15 protein-coding genes and 2 pseudogenes are annotated in these 20,315 nt (G+C 70.6%); 8 read left to right on the forward strand and 9 right to left on the reverse strand.

Annotated features, from left to right (window positions below):
- Window positions 1–38: 38 nt before the first annotated feature.
- The 3 genes and pseudogenes from ACQEXA_RS09220 to adh form a co-directional block, all read left to right on the forward strand.
- A pseudogene (locus ACQEXA_RS09220) lies at window positions 39–497 on the forward strand (N-acetylmuramoyl-L-alanine amidase); the annotation flags it as partial.
- A gap of 185 nt (window positions 498–682) precedes the next feature.
- Entirely contained in the window at window positions 683–1,960 is a 1,278-nt protein-coding gene (locus ACQEXA_RS09225; RefSeq protein WP_432939798.1) for a GAF domain-containing protein, read from the forward strand.
- A gap of 295 nt (window positions 1,961–2,255) precedes the next feature.
- Entirely contained in the window at window positions 2,256–3,779 is a 1,524-nt protein-coding gene (gene adh / locus ACQEXA_RS09230; protein ID WP_432935322.1) for an aldehyde dehydrogenase, read from the forward strand.
- 75 nt (window positions 3,780–3,854) lie between these two features.
- Here adh and ACQEXA_RS09235 read toward each other — a convergent pair whose 3' ends face one another.
- On the reverse strand, window positions 3,855–4,265 hold the full coding sequence (locus ACQEXA_RS09235; RefSeq protein ID WP_433129341.1) for a hypothetical protein: 411 nt from the start codon (window positions 4,263–4,265) through the stop codon (window positions 3,855–3,857).
- Here ACQEXA_RS09235 and ACQEXA_RS09240 point away from each other — a divergent pair.
- A complete protein-coding gene (locus tag ACQEXA_RS09240) occupies window positions 4,236–4,784 on the forward strand; it encodes a hypothetical protein (protein WP_432935320.1) in 549 nt (182 codons plus the stop codon). The two genes, ACQEXA_RS09235 and ACQEXA_RS09240, sit on opposite strands and share 30 nt — an antisense overlap.
- A gap of 313 nt (window positions 4,785–5,097) precedes the next feature.
- Here ACQEXA_RS09240 and ACQEXA_RS09245 read toward each other — a convergent pair whose 3' ends face one another.
- Complete coding sequence (locus ACQEXA_RS09245) at window positions 5,098–7,623, reverse strand: FG-GAP-like repeat-containing protein (protein WP_433129343.1); 2,526 nt, start codon at window positions 7,621–7,623, stop codon at window positions 5,098–5,100.
- A 334-nt stretch (window positions 7,624–7,957) separates the two neighbouring features.
- Here ACQEXA_RS09245 and ACQEXA_RS09250 point away from each other — a divergent pair, with 334 nt between their 5' ends.
- A complete protein-coding gene (locus ACQEXA_RS09250) occupies window positions 7,958–9,931 on the forward strand; it encodes a hypothetical protein (protein ID WP_433129345.1) in 1,974 nt (657 codons plus the stop codon).
- Window positions 9,932–9,991: 60 nt separating this feature from the next.
- On the opposite strand, the pseudogene ACQEXA_RS09255 reads toward ACQEXA_RS09250, so the two are convergent.
- Window positions 9,992–10,827: pseudogene (locus ACQEXA_RS09255) on the reverse strand (LysR substrate-binding domain-containing protein); the annotation flags it as partial.
- A gap of 51 nt (window positions 10,828–10,878) precedes the next feature.
- Here ACQEXA_RS09255 and ACQEXA_RS09260 point away from each other — a divergent pair.
- From ACQEXA_RS09260 to ACQEXA_RS09270, 3 genes are all read left to right on the forward strand, one after another.
- The gene (locus tag ACQEXA_RS09260; RefSeq protein WP_432935316.1) at window positions 10,879–11,229 is read left to right on the forward strand and encodes a hypothetical protein; all 351 of its coding nucleotides are present in this window, start codon (window positions 10,879–10,881) and stop codon (window positions 11,227–11,229) included.
- Window positions 11,229–11,411 carry a hypothetical protein gene (locus tag ACQEXA_RS09265; RefSeq protein WP_432935315.1) on the forward strand — a complete coding sequence of 61 codons (183 nt, stop codon included), beginning with the start codon at window positions 11,229–11,231 and terminating at the stop codon, window positions 11,409–11,411. The genes ACQEXA_RS09260 and ACQEXA_RS09265 overlap by 1 nt, the downstream gene beginning before the upstream one ends.
- Before the next feature lie 261 nt (window positions 11,412–11,672).
- Window positions 11,673–13,634 (forward strand): hypothetical protein, encoded by a 1,962-nt coding sequence (locus tag ACQEXA_RS09270; RefSeq protein WP_433129347.1) that lies wholly within the window; start codon window positions 11,673–11,675, stop codon window positions 13,632–13,634.
- A gap of 16 nt (window positions 13,635–13,650) precedes the next feature.
- Here ACQEXA_RS09270 and ACQEXA_RS09275 read toward each other — a convergent pair whose 3' ends face one another.
- The 6 genes from ACQEXA_RS09275 to ACQEXA_RS09300 form a co-directional block, all read right to left on the reverse strand.
- Entirely contained in the window at window positions 13,651–13,794 is a 144-nt protein-coding gene (locus ACQEXA_RS09275) for a hypothetical protein (RefSeq protein ID WP_433129349.1), read from the reverse strand.
- A 1-nt stretch (window position 13,795) separates the two neighbouring features.
- Window positions 13,796–14,155 carry a peptidoglycan-binding protein gene (locus ACQEXA_RS09280; protein ID WP_432935312.1) on the reverse strand — a complete coding sequence of 120 codons (360 nt, stop codon included), beginning with the start codon at window positions 14,153–14,155 and terminating at the stop codon, window positions 13,796–13,798.
- A gap of 312 nt (window positions 14,156–14,467) precedes the next feature.
- Entirely contained in the window at window positions 14,468–17,320 is a 2,853-nt protein-coding gene (locus tag ACQEXA_RS09285) for a TIGR03767 family metallophosphoesterase (protein ID WP_433129351.1), read from the reverse strand.
- A 78-nt stretch (window positions 17,321–17,398) separates the two neighbouring features.
- On the reverse strand, window positions 17,399–17,866 hold the full coding sequence (locus tag ACQEXA_RS09290; protein WP_432935310.1) for a GMC oxidoreductase: 468 nt from the start codon (window positions 17,864–17,866) through the stop codon (window positions 17,399–17,401).
- The gene (locus tag ACQEXA_RS09295; protein ID WP_433129353.1) at window positions 17,863–18,843 is read right to left on the reverse strand and encodes a GMC family oxidoreductase N-terminal domain-containing protein; all 981 of its coding nucleotides are present in this window, start codon (window positions 18,841–18,843) and stop codon (window positions 17,863–17,865) included. Before ACQEXA_RS09295 ends, ACQEXA_RS09290 begins: the two co-directional genes overlap by 4 nt.
- 140 nt (window positions 18,844–18,983) lie before the next feature.
- A complete protein-coding gene (locus ACQEXA_RS09300) occupies window positions 18,984–20,249 on the reverse strand; it encodes an ISL3 family transposase (RefSeq protein WP_433129355.1) in 1,266 nt (421 codons plus the stop codon).
- Window positions 20,250–20,315: the final 66 nt, after the last annotated feature.

A 20,315-nucleotide genomic window follows, 5' to 3' on the forward strand; every position in this document is an offset into this window, starting at 1 on the left:
CGAAAACGAACAGTTCCCCACCCTCGGCCGACTGGTTGGGGGCGAACCCCTCCAACTTCACGGCCTCCGACCGGCCGGTGAGCCACCCGCTCGACCTGGTGGTCATCCATGTGACACAGGCGACCTATCCGAACACGCTGGGGATCTTCCAGAATCCGAGCAAGCACGTGCCCGCGCACTATGTCGTCCGGTCGGTTGACGGGCACATCGCCCAATGCGTCCGTGAACACGACATCGCCTGGCACGCGGGCAACTGGCCCTACAACACAGGCAGCATCGGTATCGAGCACGAAGGGTGGGTGGACCGGCCCGGATACTTCACGAACGCCCTCTACGAGGAGTCGGCCCGGCTCACGGCGGCGATCTGCACCAGACACGGCATCCCGAAGGACCGGGCGCACATCATCGGCCACTACGAAGTCCCGGGCACGGACCACACCGATCCAGGCCCGAACTGGGACTGGACCCGCTACATGAGGCTGGTCAACTTCGCCTGAACTGAGGACGACGGTGGTCGCCCCGGCAAGGGCGAGGCGGCCCGGCACGAACGGGCGCTCCGGGGGTCTGCTCGGGACCGAACCTTCCGGTGGTCTCGTTCGGGGCGATGACGGTCGAAACGGTTGTCGGCGGCCACCCCGAGAGTGACGATGTCCCCAGCGCACCACCGTCCCGGGAGGCCGAGTTGACCGATCCGTGGGTGGCCCTGGAACCAGGGGCCGATCCTGCCGCACGGGTGCGGGAGCTGCGTCGCGCCCACGAGACGTTCACGGCGGTGGGCACGGTGGCCCAGAGGGTGCGTCCGGTGGTGGCCGACTCGTGGCGGCGCTCCGCTCGGGCGGGTGTGGGACCGGACGGCACGGCACGGGTTGAGCTGACGGACGGCGACCTCGGTGCCTACCGCGCGGAGCATCCGCTGGCTCGGGTGATGCCGCTGGTCCGTGAGCTGATGGGCCCGTTCGCGGCGGACGGCGAACATCTGCTGGCGGTGTGCGACGCACAGGGCAGGCTGCTGTGGGTCGAGGGGCATCCGGCGACACGGCGGCGGGCGGACAGCATGAACTTCGTGCCCGGTGCGCGCTGGGCGGAGTCGGCGATGGGGACCAACGCGCCGGGGACAGCCGTCGCCGTGGACCGGGCGGTGCAGGTGTTCGCGGCCGAGCACTTCGCCTGGCGGGTCCAGCCCTGGACGTGCGCCGCGGCGCCGGTACACGATCCGCGTACCGGGCGGCTGCTCGGGGCGCTGGACATCACCGGCGGGGACAGACTCGCACACCCGCACAGCCTGGGGTTCGTGCAGGCGGTGGCACGCGCCGCCGAGTCCCAGCTGGCGCTGCTGGCCCCGGCCAAGGCCGCCGCGGACACCTGGGAACTGGCCGCGCTGGGCCGCGACGAGGCACAACTCCTCGCCGGTGGAAGGAAGATCAGACTCAGCCGTCGGCACAGCGAGATCCTGGTGCTGCTGGCCCGTCATCCGGAGGGACTCACCGGCGACGAACTGCTGTGTGCGTTGTACGAGGACGAGTCGGTGACGCCGGTGACGCTGCGGGCCGAACTGGCGCGGCTGCGCCGGATCCTCGGTCCCGGCCTGCTGGCCTCGCGGCCCTACCGGCTCACGACCGCGGTCGAATCCGATGTCGCCATCGTGGAAAGGCGGTTGGCGGCGGGAGCGGTGGCAGAGGCCGCGGCCGCCTACCGGGGCCCCGTACTACCAGGTTCGCAGGCACCGGCAGTGGCACGGCTGCGCCGCACGCTCGGCGACGGACTGCGGTCGGCGCTCATCGCCCGCCGCGACCCCGACCTGCTGGCGGCTTGGGCGCACGCGCCGTGGGGCGAGGACGACGTCGACATCTGGCGGGCCCTCGCCGTGGTGCAGCCGACAGCGGCGGTACGCACGCGCCTCGAGTGGCTGGAGTCGGAACTGGCGGCTCCGCCGGGGTGGGCGCGTCCGGCACCGCGCTGATACGCGGCTGGCCACGGCACACTGCTCGCGGCGCGATGCCGCTTGGGGCCGCTCTCCGCCCCACCCGTTCGGCAAGACCGCCTCTCAACAACCGCCGGGATGGGCACGGTCCACCACCGCCCTGACACGCGGCTCGCCACTGCACACGGCTCGCGACCCGACACAGCCAGGAGGCAGGCCCCACCCCTCCCTTCCACCCGACCCCGTCGCAACGTACTCGCAACGTCCTCCGCCCTAGCCTCCCGGCCGAGAGCTGCCCAACGGCGGGCAGCGCTTTCCCGGGAGGCAGACTCGTATGACCCGTTACGCAGCGCCCGGCACCGAGGGCGCGATCGTCTCCTACCAGGCGCGCTACGACCACTTCATCGGCGGCGAGTACGTGCCGCCGGCCCGCGGTCAGTACTTCGAGAATCCGACTCCGGTGAACGGTCAGCCGTTCACGGAGATCGCGCGGGGTACGGCTGAGGACGTGGAGCGCGCCCTGGACGCGGCGCACGCCGCCGCGCCTGCCTGGGGCCGTACGTCCGTGACCGAGCGCTCCGACATCCTCCGGAAGATCGCCGACCGGATGGAGGCCAACCTGGAGCAGCTGGCGGTGGCGGAGAGCTGGGAGAACGGCAAGCCCGTCCGGGAGACCCTGGCCGCGGACATTCCGCTCGCCATCGACCACTTCCGCTACTTCGCGGGCGCGATCCGGGCGCAGGAGGGTTCGCTCGGCGAGGTCGACGACGACACGGTGGCGTACCACTTCCACGAGCCGCTCGGTGTGGTCGCGCAGATCATCCCCTGGAACTTCCCCATCCTCATGGCCACATGGAAGCTCGCGCCGGCTCTGGCGGCGGGCAACGCGGTCGTGCTGAAGCCGGCCGAGCAGACCCCGGCGTCCATCCATGTCTGGCTGAGCCTGGTCGCGGACCTGCTGCCGCCGGGTGTGGTGAACATCGTCAACGGGTTCGGCGTGGAGGCGGGCAAGCCGCTGGCCTCCAGCCCCCGCGTGGCGAAGGTCGCGTTCACGGGTGAGACCACCACGGGCCGGCTGATCATGCAGTACGCGTCCGAGAACATCACTCCGGTGACGCTGGAACTCGGCGGAAAGTCCCCGAACATCTTCTTCGAGGACGTCTGGTCGGCGAACGACGACTTCCGCGACAAGGCGCTGGAAGGCTTCACGATGTTCGCGCTGAACCAGGGCGAGGTGTGCACCTGCCCGTCGCGGGCGCTGGTGCAGCGCGGCCACTACGCGGAGTTCATGGAGGCTGCTGTGGCCCGCACCGAGAAGATCGTGAGCGGGCACCCGCTGGACACCGACACGATGATCGGCGCGCAGGCGTCGAACGACCAGCTGGAGAAGATCCTTTCCTACCTGGACATCGGCCGGCAGGAAGGCGCGAAGGTCCTCACGGGTGGCGAACGTCTTGAGCATGACGGCGAGTTGAAGGGCGGTTACTACGTCCAGCCGACGATCTTCGAGGGCGACAACCGGATGCGGATCTTCCAGGAGGAGATCTTCGGACCGGTGGTGTCGGTGACGTCGTTCCACGACTTCGACGACGCCATCAAGATCGCCAATGACACCCTGTACGGGCTCGGGGCAGGCGTGTGGACGCGGGACGTCAACACCGCGTACCGCGCGGGCCGTGCGATCCAGGCGGGCCGTGTCTGGACGAACTGCTACCACGCCTACCCGGCGCACGCGGCGTTCGGCGGCTACAAGGGCTCGGGCATCGGCCGGGAGACCCACAAGATGATGCTGGAGCACTACCAGCAGACGAAGAACCTCCTGGTTTCGTACTCGCCGAAGAAGCTGGGCTTCTTCTAGACAACGGCAAAGGGCGCCTGCCCGGGATTTCTCCGGGGCAGGCGCCCTTTCGTGTGCTTCAAGCGCGCCACGCGCTCATTCAGCGACGACGACGCGGAATGAGCCGCACACCACGAACCCCTCGTGCGCACCGTCCGAGACCAGAAGCCTGGTGTAGCGGGAGCTGTGACGCTCCGGGACATCCACGAAACTCTCGATCTCGGCGCGGCTGCCGCCGTCGGCGTCGGCGTCGGCGTCGGCGTCGGCGTCGGCGTCGGCGTCGGCGTCGGCGTCGGCGTCGGCGATCGACAGTCCGGCGTAATTGCTCCGGATCTTCATTCCCACTACGTCCAGGAACATGACGTCCAGCGTCTCGTCGAACCCGCCGCCGGCCCGGCTCCTCAGGACGAGTCTGCGGTGGGACACCTCGTACAGCCATGGTCGGAAGGCGCGTTCGAAGGAGAGGGGTAGTGCCTCTTGACTTTCACCCACCGTCAACTCCTTCACGTCCTCTGGATCTGCGTGCTGTTCTTCGGGGAAAGGGCGGTCCTGACGGTGGTCATCCAGCTTTGGTCATGCGGCCAGTCGGTTCCGTCCACCAACGTCGCCACGTACGACGTTGGAAGAACCGCGATCATCATCCGCGTGCCGTGCAACCAATGTGGGAGCGAGCTGGCCCGTGGCCTCGGCATGAGTCCGACAAAGCCGGAAGGCGGATCGTGGGTAACCCGCGAACATTGTCTCGCGACCGCCATCGTCATGGAGTCCGGGGAGGTACTTCGTCCATCCTATATAGCCGCTGCGGACCGGTGGTGTGTCGCGTTGAACGAGTCCGCCGGCCTCACGGTCGAGCACGCCGTCGTGACTGCGCTGACGCTGTGTGGCGTCGACGTCGAGCAGGTGAAGCTGATCGGTCATGGACACTCATGGTCTCCGTTGAGGGCGACGGTCCGCGCGACGTCCGATCGCTCGCCACCGTTGTGGATGCGCGATGGCCGGTCGGCCGACGCGGCCGTCTCGTCGTGAGCGGTGAATCCTGAACCAGCGTTCACAGGGGAGGCTCCCGCAGGCTGGATTCCTGCTTGAACAGGCTCAGGCGATGACGGCGAAGAGCGCCTTCCGAACGGACTGCGCGGCTCGACCTCAGCGCGGCCTCTGCGATGCGGCCATCCGCTGATGCCTCAGCCACTCCGGGGAACACCCTCTTCCCGGTGTGTCCCGGATCCGAGGGCGGCGCCGGGCGTGTCGCGATGGGCCGGTCGGTGTCCGGCCGGCCCTGGCGCGTTCGCCGCAACCCGGCGCCGCAACCGGGCGCCACGCCCCGGCGCCGAACCTGCGGCTACACCCCGGTCACGGCCTGTGCGTCCGGACTCAGTGGATCCGGGGTGTGGGCCGGGGTCGACGCCCAGCGGTCGAAGCGGTCGGCGGGCGTGTTGGTGATCTGGAAGGTGCCGTCGCCGTTGGAGAACGCCACCGGCAGCGTGTACCACCAGGGGGTGTGCGGGCCTCTGATCAGGGCGACATCCGTGCGGCCGTCGCCATTGTAGTCGCCCACCTGTGCCTTCACGCCGGGTACGGACGCCCAGCCCGCGAAGTCGACGGAGGACCCGTTGGTGACGCGGAAGGTGCCGTCACCGTTGGAGAACGCCACCGGCACCGAACCCCAGCCGCTACCGCCGACCAGCGCGACATCCACACGGCCGTCATGGTTGAAGTCACCGCTGACCACCTGCACTCCCGACACCTGCGCCCACCCCGCGAAGTCGGAGAGCGGGGTGTTCGTGATGCGGAAGGTGCCGTCACCGTTGGAGAACGCCACCGGCAGCGTGTACCACCAGGGGGTGCCGGGGCCCGGCACGAGGGCGATGTCCGTGCGGCCGTCCCCGTTGAAGTCACCGAGCCTCGTCTTCGCCCCGGCCACCGACGCCCATCCGGCGAAGTCGGAGGAGGTCGCGTTGGTGATGCGGAAGGTGCCGTCACCGTTGGAAAACGCCACCGGCACCGAACTCCAGCCGGGCCCGCCGACCAGCGCGACATCCGCGCGGCCGTCATGGTTGAAGTCACCGGTGACGACCTGCGCCCCAGGCATCTGCGCCCAGCCGGCAAAGCCGTCCACCGACGCGTTGGTGATGCGGAATGTGCCGTCGCCGTTGGAGAACGCCACCGGCACCGACCACCAGCCGGGCCCGCCGACCAGCGCGATGTCCGCACGGCCGTCCCCGTCGAAGTCACCAACCTGCGACTTCACTCCGGGCAGGGACGCCCATACGGCGAAGTCGCCCACGCCGGCGTCAGTGGCGCGAAAGGTCCCGTTGCCGGCCGAGAAGGCCACCGGCAGGGTGTCCCATCCGGCGGCGCCCGTCGCAACGAGGTCGGTATGGCCGTCGCCGTCGAAGTCACCGCTGTAGGTCCGGGCACCCGGAGTGGCGGCCAGCCGGGGGAAGTCCCCCGCCACGTTGATTTCCGGCGAGAAACGGCCGTCGCCCTGGGAGGAGTTGACGGGCAGGCCCTGCCACCCGTCCGAGCCGCCGAGCGCCATGTCAGTGCGGCCGTCGCCGTTGAAGTCGCTGGCGCTGACCGTCGCGGTCGCGGTGGTCGAGGAGGCGTCCTGGCCCGGGTTGACAAACGCCCCGCCGGGGTAACCGACGTCGCACAGGCCGTCGTTGTCGACGTCACCGAGCGAGACGTCCGCGATCCGCGTGGTCGACTGGTTGAGGTAGCTCCAGCGCCCGCCGAGCGAGCTGGACTGGTACCACCAGGTGACGCCGGTGGCGATGAAGGCGTCGCTCACGCCGTCGCCGTCGAAGTCGCAGTACTTGCGCTGGCCGCCGGTGTACGAGTCGAGGGTGTTGGCGGACTGGTGCAGCCCGGTCTCGGTCTGGTCCAGCGCGGCGTGGATGGGCAGGATCGAGCCCACCCACAGGTTCGAGTGCTGGAAGACGTTGTGCGACACGGTCATGCCGACACTTGGCGTGCCGCGGAGTTTGACGCCCGTGCCGTTGGTGTACCAGACCGTGTTGTATTCCACGTCCATGTACTCGCCCGCTGAGCCGCACTCGTAGCTGCACGACGAGTCGTTGCCGTGCATGTCGATCTCATGGGTGTGCCAGACGTGGGAGTTGTCCCCGCCGCCGCCCCAGATCAGGTTGCGGTACGCCAGGTAGCCGTCCCCCGCCGAGCCGTCGCCGGTGATGGCGTGCCGGTTGAAGTCGAACACGTTGCGTTCGACCAGGGAGTAGGCGCCGTGCCCCATCACTACGCCGTAGCCCGCGCCGTGGCCGCAGCAGATGGTGCCGGTGGGGTGCTGGTTGTGGTGGATGTAGTTGTCGTGCACCCACACGGTGGAGGCGTTCTGGAGGCTGATCCGGTTCTGGCCGTCCTGGATGTTCACCGCCGAGCCGCGCCAGTGGTCGATCTCGCTGTGGTCGATCTCCACGTTCACGCTGGAGTCCACCCGGATCCCGTCGGAGTCGCTGGTGTCGACCGCCGAGTAGGGATCGTCGCTCTCCGCGCCCTGTACCCGGAGCCCACTGAAGCGCACATTGTCGCTGTGCGTGCCGTCCCCGTCGTTCCCGACCCTGAAGAGGATGTGCGGGAACGACGTCGTGAACAGCCGCGGACCCCGCGCGCGCAGCGTCCGGTCGCCCAGGATCTGCACGCCCGGGGCAACCGGCAGGGACTCCCGCCCAGTCAGGTCCAGGTCCACGTTCCCGGCGATCCGGACCACCGCGTCCGGTGTGTCGATCGCCTGCGCGAACAGGTCCTGCTGGCTGTTGGAGGTGATGTAGAAGGCCGGCGCCGCGGCGGGGGCGGCGGACGCCGCCGGACCTCCACCCAGCAGAAGCCCGAAGGCCAGCGTCAACACGCCACCCAGGGCCGAGCGCCGATGCCCGAAAAAGCCCACGACTGAGTCCCCTTCGAAAGAGTGGACGATTGGATGTGCCACTGCCAGGTGAGCGTTCCAAGCCGTGCCGTCCCGTGCCATCGCGTTCCCCGGGCCGTCCGTCGCGGGCGCCGCCCGCTGGGCATCATGCGGTGTCCAACTTCCGTACAACTTGCGGCTGTTCCCCCGTCGCGGGCGCTGCGATAAGCTCACTCGCCGTCCCCCGCCTGTGGCAAGGCCACCGATCACGACCGACACGGCGGTCCGGCCGGCTTCCCCTGGCGCTGTCGAGTGCACCCAGGAGAGAAATACAGCCGTGAACAATGTCGATGCGCCCGTGCGGGACGCTCCCGGCCCGGCCGGGCACAACGCCCCGCGGACCGGTGAACTCCGGACCCTGCTCGACGAGGGCACCCGTGCCGTCGTCGACGACGGTGATCTGCGCACCGGCCGGGACCGCTTCGAACGCGCCTACCGCATAGCCGAGTCGGCCGGCGACGAACGGGCGATGGCGGTGGCCGCCCTCGGCTTCGGCGGCCTGTGGGTGCACGAGCATCGCACGGTCGCCCGGTCCGTACTCCTGGAATCGCAGATACGCAGGGCGCTGGAGTTGCTCGAACCGCAGTCCTCGCTGGCGCTGCGCCTGCGGATCCGGCTGGCCGGGGAGGGCGACTACCGCAGCAGCGACAACACGGCGGTCCTGACGCTGCTCCAGCTGGCGAGGTCGCGGCGGAATCCCATGGCGCGCGCGGAGGCGCTAAGCCTGGCCCACCATTGCCTGGTCGGCCCGGAGCACGGCGCGCTGCGCCGGGAACTGGCCGCCGAGCTGGTCGCGGAAAGCTTCAGGACCTCGCGCCGCAGCGATCTGCTGATGGGCCTGCTGTGGCAGACGGTCGACATGTTCCTGGACGGCGACCCGCACGCGGAGCGCTGCCTGTCCGAACTGCGCGGCCTGCTGGCCGAGCAGGACCATCTGGCAGTCGGCTTCGTGGTGAGCGCGATGGAGGTGATGCTGGCCGTCCGCGCGGGCCGCCTCGACGAGGCCGAACGCCTGGCCAGTGCCTGCACCGAGCGCGGGATCGCCGCCGGAGACGTCAACGCCACGGTCTGGCAGGCCGCGCAACTGGTGACTATCCGCTGGTACCAGGGCCGGGTGGTCGAGCTCGTGCCGCTGCTCAGCGAAGTGGTCAACTCCCCGACGCTGAGCGCGGTGGACGACCATGCCCTGGCCGCGCTGGCGGTGGCCGCGGTGACGGCCGGGGACCGGCGCAAGGCGGCCAGCGCGCTGGCCACGCTGTGCGGCCGCGATCTCGGCGACCTGCCGCGATCGAGCAGCTGGATGGTGACCATGCACGGTGTCGCGGAGGCCGCCTATCTCCTCAACGACACCGCGACGGCGACACGGGCCTACGAACTGCTGAGCCCGTACGGTCACCTGCCGATGGTAGGCAGTCTCGCCGTCGCCTGCTTCGGCTCGGCCCAGCACGCGCTGGGGGTGGCCGCGCTGACCATGGGCGACGTCGACCGGGCCGTGACCCACCTCCGGGACGCGGTACGGCAGAACCTCGCCCTCGCGCACTGGCCCGCGGTCACGGCCTCCCGGGACCGGCTCGCGCAGGCGCTCGTACGGGCGGGGCGGCAGGCCGAGGCCGACGCCGTCCGGGAGGAGATGGCCGTGGCCGCCGACGAGGCCCCGGCGCCCGCCACGACCGAGGGACCGGGCGGCAGCGCGTCACGGGGCCCGAACGGACAGGGGCAGCACGCGGCGTTCTGCACCCGGCTGGGCCGCAAGTGGCGGATCGGATTCGGCGGTCGCAGCGTCCTGGTGGAGCACAGCGTGGGGATGCTCCACCTGGTGGTGCTGATCGCCAACCCGCGCCAGGAGATCCGGGCCGTCGACCTCGCGGCGGGGCTGACGGCGCTCAACGGGGCCGCCGAGCACACGGCCCTGTCCGGGCAGCCGGTGCTGGACCGGGTGGCGACCCAGGAGTACCGCAACCGTCTGGCCAGACTGCGCACCGAACTCGAGGCTTTCAAGGCGGCCGACGACCAGGAGCGCGCCGCCGCGGCCCAGGTCGAACACGACTGGCTGATAGGCCAGTTGGCAGGCGCCACCGGCCTGGGCGGCCGGCCCCGTCGCTTCCCCGAGGGGGAGGAACGCTCCCGGGTCGCGGTGAGCAAGGCCGTCCGGCGGGCGCTAGACCGCATCACGGCGGCCGATCCGGTGATCGGCGAGCACCTGCGGCATGCGGTTCACACCGGGGTGCGGTGTTCCTACTGGCCGGAATAACGCGGTTCCGGTCACGGCCCCAGTCGGGGGCACGGCCCCCGTGCCCTTGCCGGTGTCCATGTCCCGGCACTGGATCGTGGCCGCCGCTCGGTGCAGTTCGGCGAGTACCGTCCGTACGGCTCGTCGTGCCACGCGTACCGGGCGGTGCAGTGCGTCAATGTGGCGCCGGGCGTGCACGCCGCCGAGCGGTCTGAGGACCAGGGCGGGATGCGGACGGGTCGTCCAGCGGGGCATCAGAGCCAGCCCTCCCCCCGGCCGCGACGGTCTCGGCGACCACCGCGAACTCGTTGATGCGGTGCACGATGTCGAGCCGTAGGTTCGCGGCGACGGCGATGCCGTCGATGGTGGAGATGAGCGGAAAGCCGTCGTGCACCGTGATCCAGGGCTGGTCCGCGACGTCACGGGGAGCGACGCGCTGCTTCGCAGCTAGCGGGTGGTCGGCCGGCATGGCGATGTCGAGCGGTTCACGCAGCAGGGTGACGACGGTGACGGCCGGCCACGGGGGCTCGTGGTCGAGGTGATGGGCGCGCACGAGGTCGTAGTCCCGGGTCAAGCGGGGAAACACGTCCCGCGCGCATCCTCGTCGGCGAGCGAGAGCGGAGGGTGTCCGGGGGCGGCCCGGCGCAGGAGGAGCGGGAAGAAGGCCGAGGCCGTGCTGCGGAAGGCCGCCACCGACACGTCGGCCTCTGGCCTGTCGACGAAGTCGTCGACGATGTGCCGGGCCTTGGCCAGCACGGTCTCCATCTTGATCGCCACCCGAGCCAGGGCCTGGCCAGCGTCGGCCATCACCCGTCGCGTTCGGCGAGCAAGACGGCGATGGATCGTTGCAGCAGGCGCAACTGCTGCGAGATCGCCGCCGCGCTGACGCAGTGCTTCTCCTGGTCGCCGTCGACTGAGGTTCCAGCTACCTCGTCGCGAAGACGGCGACCTCCGCCCTCCCGGTCCTGATGGTGCTGTTCGCGCACTATCTGATCTCCGCGATCGCCTGCCTCGCCCTGGTCGCCGCCCATCGCCGGCACCGGAACTGCACACGCGACGAGGCCCGGGTCGGCACATTGCTCGGGCTCACCCAGGCGGCCGTCCTGGTACTGGAGACCTACCGTGTCGCGCACACCAGCGCGGCCAACGCCGGCCTGATCATCAGCCGCACCATCGTGCTCACCCCGCTGATGGACCGCACGGCGGGCACCGCCGGGCTGCCCCCGCGCTTCTACGCGGCCACCAGCGTGTGCCTGCTGGCCGTCGTATTGCTCGTGTCCGGCAGCGGCTTCCACACCCCCGCGCCGGTGACCTCCTGATGCTCGGCGCCGCGCTGGTCCGCGGGGCGCACGTGGCGCTGGTGGGCCAGCTCACCAGCGACCGCGCGGTGCGGCCTCTGCACGTCACCACGGTCCAGACGCTCGTCGGCACCACCCTGTTCGTGGTGCCCGCCGTGGTCAGCGGCCCGACCACCTCGGTCCGCGTCGATGCCACGGTCTGAGCCCAGCTTCTCCATCTCGCCCGGGTCTTTCTTGCCGCCTCTTCTGCCACCTCCCCTGCGGCCGACCTGCCGCTGCCGCGGCCGGGCATCGACCGCCTGATCAGTCATTCTTCGGTGCAACGGCCCTGGAGCGGGCCCTCCCGCTCGGAAGGCGTGGTCCCGGCGGCGGCGGTGTCGTGGTATTGGTCGATGCCGGAAGCCGGCGAAGAGGGCGGCTCGATAAGGCGGTCGTCCGGGAAGCGAAGTGGAGCCATGGAGGGGATGGACGCACCGGCGAAGGGTGACCCAGGTCCGACCAGACCCGGCGCCGAGCCGGCGACCGACCTGGAGACGCTGCTCACGTCAGCCACCCGGGCGCTGGACGTCGAGGGTGACCTCCAGACCGGTCGGCGGCTGTTCGACGCGGCCTACCGGATCGCCGAACGGACGGGGGACGCACCGGCGATGGCCGTCGCCGCACTCGGCTTCGGCGGTCTGTGGGTCCACGAGCACCGCACCGTCGCGGGTTCCACGCTGCTGCGCTCACGGCTGCGCCACGCGCTGTCACTGCTCCCCCACGACTCACCGCTCACCGTACGGCTGCGGATCAGGCTCGCCGGCGAGACCGACTACGGTGCCGGCGAGCATGCCACGATTCTCGCCACGCTCGAGGAGCTGGGGCCGACGGCCGACCGGGTGGCGCGGGCCGAGGCGCTGAGTCTCGCCCACCACTGCGTGCTCGGCCCGGACCACGGCGCCGCACGCCGGAAACTGTCGGTCGATCTCGTGGCGGAGAGCTTCCGCACCGCACGGCGCAGCGACCTGCTGATGGGTCTCCTGTGGCAGACGGTCGATCTGTTCCTCGACGGCGATCCGCATGCCGAGCGCTGCCTGGCCGAGCTGCGGGACCTGCTGGCCCAGCAGGATCACCTCGCAGTGGGTTTCGTGGTGAGCGCGATCGAGGTGATGCTCGCCATCCGGGCGGGTCGCCTCGACCAGGCCGAGGCACTGGCACGTGCCTGCGCCGAGCGCGGAGCAGCCGCCGGTGACGTCGACGCCACGGTCTGGCTGGAAGGGCAGTTGCTCACGATCCGGTGGTACCAGGGACGCGTGGACGAACTGCTGCCGTCGCTCGGGGACCTGGTGCACTCGCCCAAGCTCAGCCCCGTGGACAACCACGGCCTGGCCGCACTGGCGGTGGCCGCGGCGGTGGCCGGGGACCGGCGCAAGGCAGTCGGTGCGCTGGCCACGCTGTGCGGCCGCGACCTCGCCGATCTACCGCGGTCGAGCAGCTGGCTGGTGACGATGAACGGCATCGTGGAGGCCGCGCACCTGCTCGGCGACGTCGAGACGTCGGCCCGGGCGTACGAGCTGCTGAGCCCGTTCGGCCACCTGCCGATGACGGGCAGCCTCGCCGTCGCCTGTTTCGGCTCGGTGCAGCACGCTCTCGGGGTCGCGTCGTCGACGACCGGAGATCTCGACAGGGCCGTGGAGCACTTCTACTCCGCGGTACGGCACAACCTCGCGCTGGCGCACTGGCCCGCAGTCATCGCCTCCCGGCGCAGGCTGGCGCAGGCCCTCGCCCGCCGGGCCGGGCCGGAGGACGACGCGGCCGCGCGCGGTGAGCTGGCCGCCGCCGCGGAGGAGGCGCTGGCGGCCACGACGCCGGAAGCGGCGGGACGGCCCGGCGATCCGGAGGAGGAGTCGCCGGGCACGGAGGCGACATGTGCCCGCCAGGGCCGCAAATGGCGGATCGGCCTGGGCCGGCGCAGCACGCTGGTCGAGCACAGCATCGGGATGTTCCATCTCACGGTGCTCATCGCCAACCCGCGCCAGGAGATCCGGGCTGTCGACCTCGTGGCCGGGCTCACCGCGCTCGAAGGTGCCGTCGGCACAGGCGCTCTGTCCCAGCAACCGACCCTGGACCCCGCGGCGGTGGACGAGTACCGGCACCGTGTGGCGGGTCTGCGTGCCGAGATCGACGACCTGGAGTCGCGGGACGAACACGAGGACGCTGCCGGGGCCCGCCGCGAACACGACTGGCTGGTGACGCAGCTGACCGGTGCGGCGGGGCTGGGCGGACGCCTGCGCCGCTTCGCCGAGGGCGACGAACGGGCGCGGATCGCCGTGGGCAAGGCGATCCGCCGCGCGCTGCAACGGATCACGGATGCCGACCCGTTGATCGGCGAACACCTGCGCCACACCGTGCACACCGGGGTGCGGTGCTCCTACTGGCCCACGTGACGCACGTCCGGCACCGTCATGTGCGCACGCTCAGGGCCCGCTCGGCCCGCTCGGCCCGCTCGGCCCCTTCGGCCCACTCGTGCGGGGAGCCGACCGGCCGGCCGGGTCCCGGGTGGGGAGCCTGGTCGTCCGGCCGGTCGGCGTCGCGCAGTGCGATCACGTCACAGCACGATCAGCGTCGCGGCGCGCCCGGCCTCACAGCGCGGCCAGGCTCTCAGCGCGATGGACCTCACACCGCCGTGTGCCTCACACGCGATCAGCGTCTGCCAGGTCGTGGCCGCGGCGACCCCGTCGGACGGCAGGCCGTGGGCGGACTGGAAGGTCCGCACCGCGCCGCCGGTGGACGAGCCGAAGACGCCGTCCACGCTCAGCGCGGCCCCGTGGGCGTTGAGCTGGCGCTGCAACGCCGTCACCGCGGGTCCGGCGCTCCCCTGCTGCACGGCGACGGCGAGTGCCCTCCAGGTCGCGGATCCGACGATCCCGTCAGCGGCCAGACCACGGCTCGGCTGGAAGGACTGCACCGCGCCCGCCGGTGGACGAGCCGAAGACGCCGTCCACCCTCAGCGCGGCTCCCCTGGTGTTGAGCAGGTACTGCGCGGTCCTGACCCGCCCTCCGCTCGCCCCCTGCTGAATCATCGGCCGACCGGTGCCCGGAAGCGGCGTGCCCCGGCCGGCGGCCAGGGCGAAGGGGTCGGTGGGTCTTGAGGGCCCGTGACGGGACGGCTGCGGCGGGAGGCGGGAACCCGCGCAGGTGCCGGCCCCGCCGCTGGGCGGCGGGTCCGGCACCTGTGTTCAGGTGGAACAGCGGGACGGATCGGGTGTCGCCGGGGCTGTCACAGCCCGGCGGAGGTGTGCGTGGGACGCAGCTGGATCTGGTAAGACTCCCAGGCCGACCAGGTGGCGCTGCTGGGGGCGGTCTGCGTGCAGTGGTAGAGCGTGCCCGTGTCGTCGACGGCGAACAGCTCGATCGTCCCGGCCCCGTTGCGCTCGGCGGCGACGTGGCGCATCCGCAGCGTGGTGGTGCCGTACTGCGTCGGCATCTGCGCCCAGGACTGCCAGGTGCCTGCGGCGGGGGCGGTCTCGAAGCGGCGCCAGAGCATCCCATCCGGGTTGGTGCCGAAGATCGCCAGGCGTCCGTCGAGGTTGCGGGCCATGTCGATGGAGTCCAGGATGCCGTCGACCGGCAGTACCCCGCCCCACTCGCTCTCCGTCTGCGCGTTGGCGACGTTCATCTTGCGCTGGATGAGGAGCCCGTCCTCCTTGATGGCGACCAGCACCGCGCGGCCGTCGGAGCCGGTCTCGACGGCGAGCTGGATCGCGGTGCCGCCGAGCTGGGTCCAGGGGGTGAACCAGCCGTTCGAGGCGGTGTCGTCGTTGAGGAAGTCCTGCCAGCGGTGGCGGATGGTGTTGTCGGTGCGGGTCGCGTAGACCTGCATGCCGCCCCACTGGTCCTGGACCACGGTGGCCGAGGTGAAGGCGGAGTCGAACTGCTGGGGTGCCGTGTAGGTGCTGCTGCCCGCGCTGGTCTGCGCGCGGCGGGTCACGGAGCCGTTCTGGTCGATGGCGAACAGCTCGACCCGGCCGTCCTGGTGGCTGCCGGCGGTGACGGACTGCCAGCCCGGTCCGGTGGCGAGCTTGGTCCAGGGCTGGAGGGCGCCGCCGACGGTCTGCTGGCTGGTGTTCCACAGGTTGCCCTGCGCGTCCGTGCCGAACAGCTCCAGCCGTCCGTCCTTGTTGCGGCCCGCGGCGATCGGGGAACCGAGCGGGTGCGGGGCGCGCAGCGGGAAGGGGGCCGGCAGCAGCAGCTGGGTGTTGCGGTCCTGGATGACACCCATGCGGTTGGTGATGCCGCGGTTCACCTCCTGCGGGTCATTGGTCGCCAGCTCCCGTGCCAGGGAGGCCAGTTGAGCGGGGGTGCTGGTGTCGCCGCCGAAGGACAGGGGCGCGGCGGGGTCGACCATGGTGGTGAAGATGGAGATGGTGGCGGGCCCAGCGGCGGAGCCGAACTCGCCCGCGTTCTGCGCGTCGGGGCTCGCCATGATCTCGATGATGCGGCTCTGGATGGGCCAGTCGATGTGCGAGGCCGTGGAGATCTCCCAGAAGCCGCCGTAGATCGGGCTGCCCGCGGGCGTCGGATGGGGGACGATCTTGTTGGCGTGCGTGTGTCCGTTGACCATGGCGATCACGTTCGGGTAGCGCAGCAGCAGCGCCTTGAGTTCGTCGCCGGTGTGCCGGTCCCCGAAGATGCCGCCGAAGATGCCGTCGTCGAGGTTGTCCATGGTGTTGAGCGTGTGGTGGCAGAAGAGGACGAACATCTTGTCCTGCACACCGCTCTGCGTGACGATGTGGTTGTTGGTGTCGATGTAGCGTGAGCTGTTGGCCCTGAGCTGCTGTTCCAGCCAGTTGAGCTGGTCGGTGTCGATCGAGCCGCCCGCGGCGCCGGAGCCGAAGCCGTCGGTGTTGGTGTTGGTGGAGTCGAGGGTGATGCAGCGGATCAGGTCGCCGGAGCCGGACGGGATCGCGTAGTACGCCTTGTCGATCCCGACGCCCTGGAATCCGTGACCGACCGGCAGACCGGCGGTGTTGAAGTGGTCCTGGATGAACGCCTTGCGGCTGAGCAGCCGCCGGTTGGGGTCCGCGACGACCCGGGTGCCCTCCAGGTCCCAGGCGACCATCAGCTTGCCGAAGGTGCCGAGGTCGCTGTAGTTGTCCGGCAGGTCGGCCGAGGTGCCGGTGGTCTTGGTCGAGCCGACCGTCATGCCCTGCACGTCGACGAGGTTGTTGTCGATGGGCTCGTTGCCCTGCCACAGGCCGTCGTGGTTGCCGTACGCCGCGTACCAGGACATGCCGAGGCCGTGCGAGACGAACGGCCGGCGGGCCGCGCCCACCACGCCGCTCGCGTCCAGCAGGCCCGGGACGTAGGGGAATCCGAGTCCCGACGTGCCGGTGTACTGGTTGCCCGGCAACTGCTGCGGGGGCACCGAGGGGTAGTAGTAGTGGTTGTCCTTGGTGCCGCCGCCGGTCAGGGCGCCGCTGGAGAAGCTCTGGTCCAGGCCAATACGGCCGGAGTCCGGGACGATGGTCTGGCCGCCGTCGAGCAGGTCGATGTACCAGCGGTTCTCGTTGTGCTGGCAGTTGTCGATCGCGTCGCCGGTGACGATGGTGAATTGGAGCGGCTTCTTGCTCCGCGGACCCTTGCCGATCCCGGCGATGGCCTGGCACATCGCGTCGACGACTTGCGTCGACAGGAACTCGTGGCCCCGGTAGGCCGAATCGGTGGGGTACGAGGCGTAGTGCGGGGCGCCGGCGTCGGCGTAGCGGTCCATGAACTCGAGGCGGGCGGGCGACTGGTCGTCCACGATGTGCAGGTCGGTCATCTGTGCGAAGGCGGCCAGCGCCATCGTCGGGGGGCCGAAGCGGTTCCAGAGGTCGGTGCGGATGGTGTGCGGCTCCCCCGGCCCAGCGACGAGCCGCTGGTAGCCCACGCCCTGGGCGTAGCTCGCCCGCTGCACCGTCTGGTCCCACGTGGTGAGCACCCGTGCGTCCGCCGCGGAGGCGGCCGCCGCCTTTCCGGCGCCGATAGAGGTGGCGGCTTCGGCAGCGGCGCGGAAACCGCTCGCGTCGATGGCCGCCGCCACCACACCCGCTCCGGTCGTCGTCAGTAGCCTTCTTCGCGAGATACCCACGCCATGTCTCCCAGGAAAGGTCGAACTCATCTCCTTCTTCCGACGTTCCATTCCGTTCCGCCTCGTTCCACAGGACCGTCAGCGGCCGGGCAGCGGGATGTCGCGGCGGACCGGGACCCCGGCCTCGGCGGCGCGGGTGGCGATCGCGGCGACGGCGCGCTCGGCGAGGGCCGCGATGGTCAGTGAGGGGTTGACGGTGAGGGAGGTCGGGGCGGCGGCGCCGTCGGTGACGAACAGCCCACTGTGGCCGCGCAGTTCGTGGCCGTCGGTGAGCGCGCTGGTGGCGGGGTCGTCGCCGATGCGGGCCGAGCCGAGCGGATGGGCCGTGACGGTGCCGGCGACGTACTCGCTCCACGGACGGACCCGGGAGAGGCCGTCCTTCTCCAGGATCGCCCGCAGTGCGGTGTCGGCCCGGTCCCACGCCGTGCGGGTACGGGATGCGGGGTGGTAGGTCATGCTGCGCTGTCCGAGCCCGGGTGCCAGCCGGGTGAAGCTGCCGGTGAGCGGGACGATCCCGAAGGTGCCCTCGTCGTCGTCCTCGGTCATGGCCAGCAGGGTGAACCAGGAGCGCCACCGGGCCCGCACGTTCCGTTTCTCGGTGCCGAACCAGGTGGGCGATCCCGCCAATTGGGCCAGCAGGTTGGTCGGCGGGGGGAGTAGATCTGCTCGACGGTGAAGCGGCAGTACTCCGGGGCGGTGGGGTCGAGGTGGTCGTAGCTGGCGGCGGTGATGGGCAGCCGCTGGTAGGCGGAGCCGTCGGGGCGTGACAGTCCCAGCAGTGAGCGCGCCTTGCCCTCGTCCACGTCGGCGACGCCGACGCGGTCGCCGTTGCCGTTGCCGTTGCCGTTGCCGTTGCCGTTGCCGTTGCCGTTGCCGTTGCCGTTGCCGTTGCCGTTGCCGTTGCCGGAGAAGTAGCGTCCCACGGCGGCCGGGACGCCTCCGAGGAGCAGTGCGGAGCGCTGGAGGATCACGGGTGTGCCCACGGCTCCGGCGGTCAGCACCACGACCTTGGCGTGGATGATCCCGGCCTGCGCGGTGCAGCCGTAGCTGTCGAGGACGGTGTAGCGGTAGCCGGACAGGGGCGAGGGGGTGACGGTCTGCACCTCGTGCAGCGGGCGGATGTCCGCGCCGTGGGCCTCCGCGGCGGGCAGGTAGTTGAGCACCAGGGAGCGTTTGGCGTCGAACCGGCAGCCGGAGAGCATCCAGTTGCAGTTGGTGCAGGTGTCGGTGTCGGTGTCGACGGCCACCGGGACGGGGTTGCAGGTGTGTCCGGCCCGCTGGCAGGCGGCGACCAGCACCCCGCCCGCGTAGGACACGTCCGGCCAGTCGGTGCGGGTGACCGGCAGTGCCTCCTCGACGCGGTCGTACCAGGGGTCGAGGGCGCCCGGGTCAGGGTGGCCGGCCACAGCCGACGGCCGATGCTGCCGTGGCGTTCGAAGACGAAGGACGACGTGCGCAGCGAGGCGGCGAAGTAGACGACGCTGCCCGCCGATCACCAGGACGTCCGTGGTCTGCGCGGTCATGCCGGGCTCCCCGAGGCGGTGTCGCAGCAGAGTGATGCCCTGTTCGGACAGTGACGGAGAACCTCCTGGTGTCGTACTCGCCGAAGAAGCTGGGCTTCTTCTAGACACCGGAAAAGGGGCTCTCCTGCCGTATGTGTGGGTCATTCTGTGGTGGGTTGGCGGCCGGGGAGGGTGGGGCGGTCGCCGGCGAGGGTGAGCATGACGAGGGCGATGATGGCGTCGGCGGTGTGGAAGCCGAAGCCGCGTCGGATGATCAGGCGGGTCTTGGTGTTCGTGCTCTCGATCAGTCCGTTGCTCATGCCGGTGGTCAAGGCGGCGCGGATCGCCTGATGGTGGCGGCGGATGCGGCGCTGGAGGTCGATGAAGCTGTCGATGCGGCAGCGGCGGGCCCAGCCGATCCAGCGGTCCAGAGCGGACAGGGCGGCGGTAGGCCGGGTCTTGGCCAGGGTGAATACCGCGCGGAGGGCTTCCTTCAGGCGCCAGGCGCGGTGCAGGCGGGGATCGGTGGCGGCGATCCAGGTGAGTTTCGCGGCCTGCCGATCGGTGAGGTCTGCCTCGTTCTTCCACAGCGCGAAGCGGGAGTCTTTCAGCGCCCGGGCGGTGTCCGGGTCGGTGGCCTGGTGGCGGGCGCGGTTCCACGAGGCACGGCGTTCGACATCCAGGGCGTCGGTGGCCCACGCGATCACGTGAAAGGGATCCATCACGCGCACCGCCGAGGCGACCCGGTCGGCCAGGACCTGGGCGATCCAGGCGGCGCCGTCGGCGCTGATGTGCGTGAGTTTGGCGGTGCGCTGCTTGCCGAGGGCGTCGAAGAAGCGGTCGAGGACGTCCTTGCCGTGTCCGTCGGCCATCCACACCACCTTCGCGGTCTCGTGGTCCACCACGACGGTCATGTACTTCTGCCCCTTGCGGTGGCTGATCTCGTCGATGCCGATCCGGGTCAGCCCCGCCAGCCGGTCGACGGCCCGGTCACGGTCGGCGACCACCCGCTCCACGATCGACCCGACCGTGCGCCAGGAAGTCCGCATCAACTGTGCGGTCGCGCTCTTGGAGCACTCCGAGGCCATCCAGGCGGCCTGCTGATCGAAGGCGTAGGTGTGTCTGGCACCGTGACGGGCCCAGGGCACCGCCGTCACCGTCACCCCGTGTCGGCGGCAGTCCACCCGCGGCGCGTCGGCCTCCAGGAAGACCCGCATCACGCCGTGGTCGAGGTCTCGCCACCGACGCCGGCCCCGCCCCGCGTCGAACCAGGGCGCCGGCCGTCCGCACCGGCCGCACCGCTGCCGACGGCGGGCATCGGGCCGTACCGACACGACCACACATTGTTCGTTCTCATCGATCCGGACGCCCTCGACCACGGTGTTTTCCGCCGTCAGGGACCGCTTCCATATGCTGAAGACAGACACGCCGTTTCTCTGCTTGATCAAACTTGAGCCTAGACACCTCAAGGATCACAGGAAGCGGCGTGTTTC

Source organism: Streptomyces sp. CA-106110, from assembly GCF_050936285.1.
Classification (GTDB): domain Bacteria; phylum Actinomycetota; class Actinomycetes; order Streptomycetales; family Streptomycetaceae; genus Streptomyces.

Coding starts and splice junctions, on each gene's coding strand:
- adh (WP_432935322.1), top strand. CDS start 2,256: ATGACCCGTTACGCAGCGCCCGGCACCGAGGGCGCGATCGTCTCCTAC.
- ACQEXA_RS09260 (WP_432935316.1), top strand. CDS start 10,879: ATGGTGCTGTTCGCGCACTATCTGATCTCCGCGATCGCCTGCCTCGCC.
- ACQEXA_RS09265 (WP_432935315.1), top strand. CDS start 11,229: ATGCTCGGCGCCGCGCTGGTCCGCGGGGCGCACGTGGCGCTGGTGGGC.
- ACQEXA_RS09270 (WP_433129347.1), top strand. CDS start 11,673: ATGGACGCACCGGCGAAGGGTGACCCAGGTCCGACCAGACCCGGCGCC.
- ACQEXA_RS09290 (WP_432935310.1), bottom strand. CDS start 17,866: ATGACCGAGGACGACGACGAGGGCACCTTCGGGATCGTCCCGCTCACC.
- ACQEXA_RS09295 (WP_433129353.1), bottom strand. CDS start 18,843: ATGACCGCGCAGACCACGGACGTCCTGGTGATCGGCGGGCAGCGTCGT.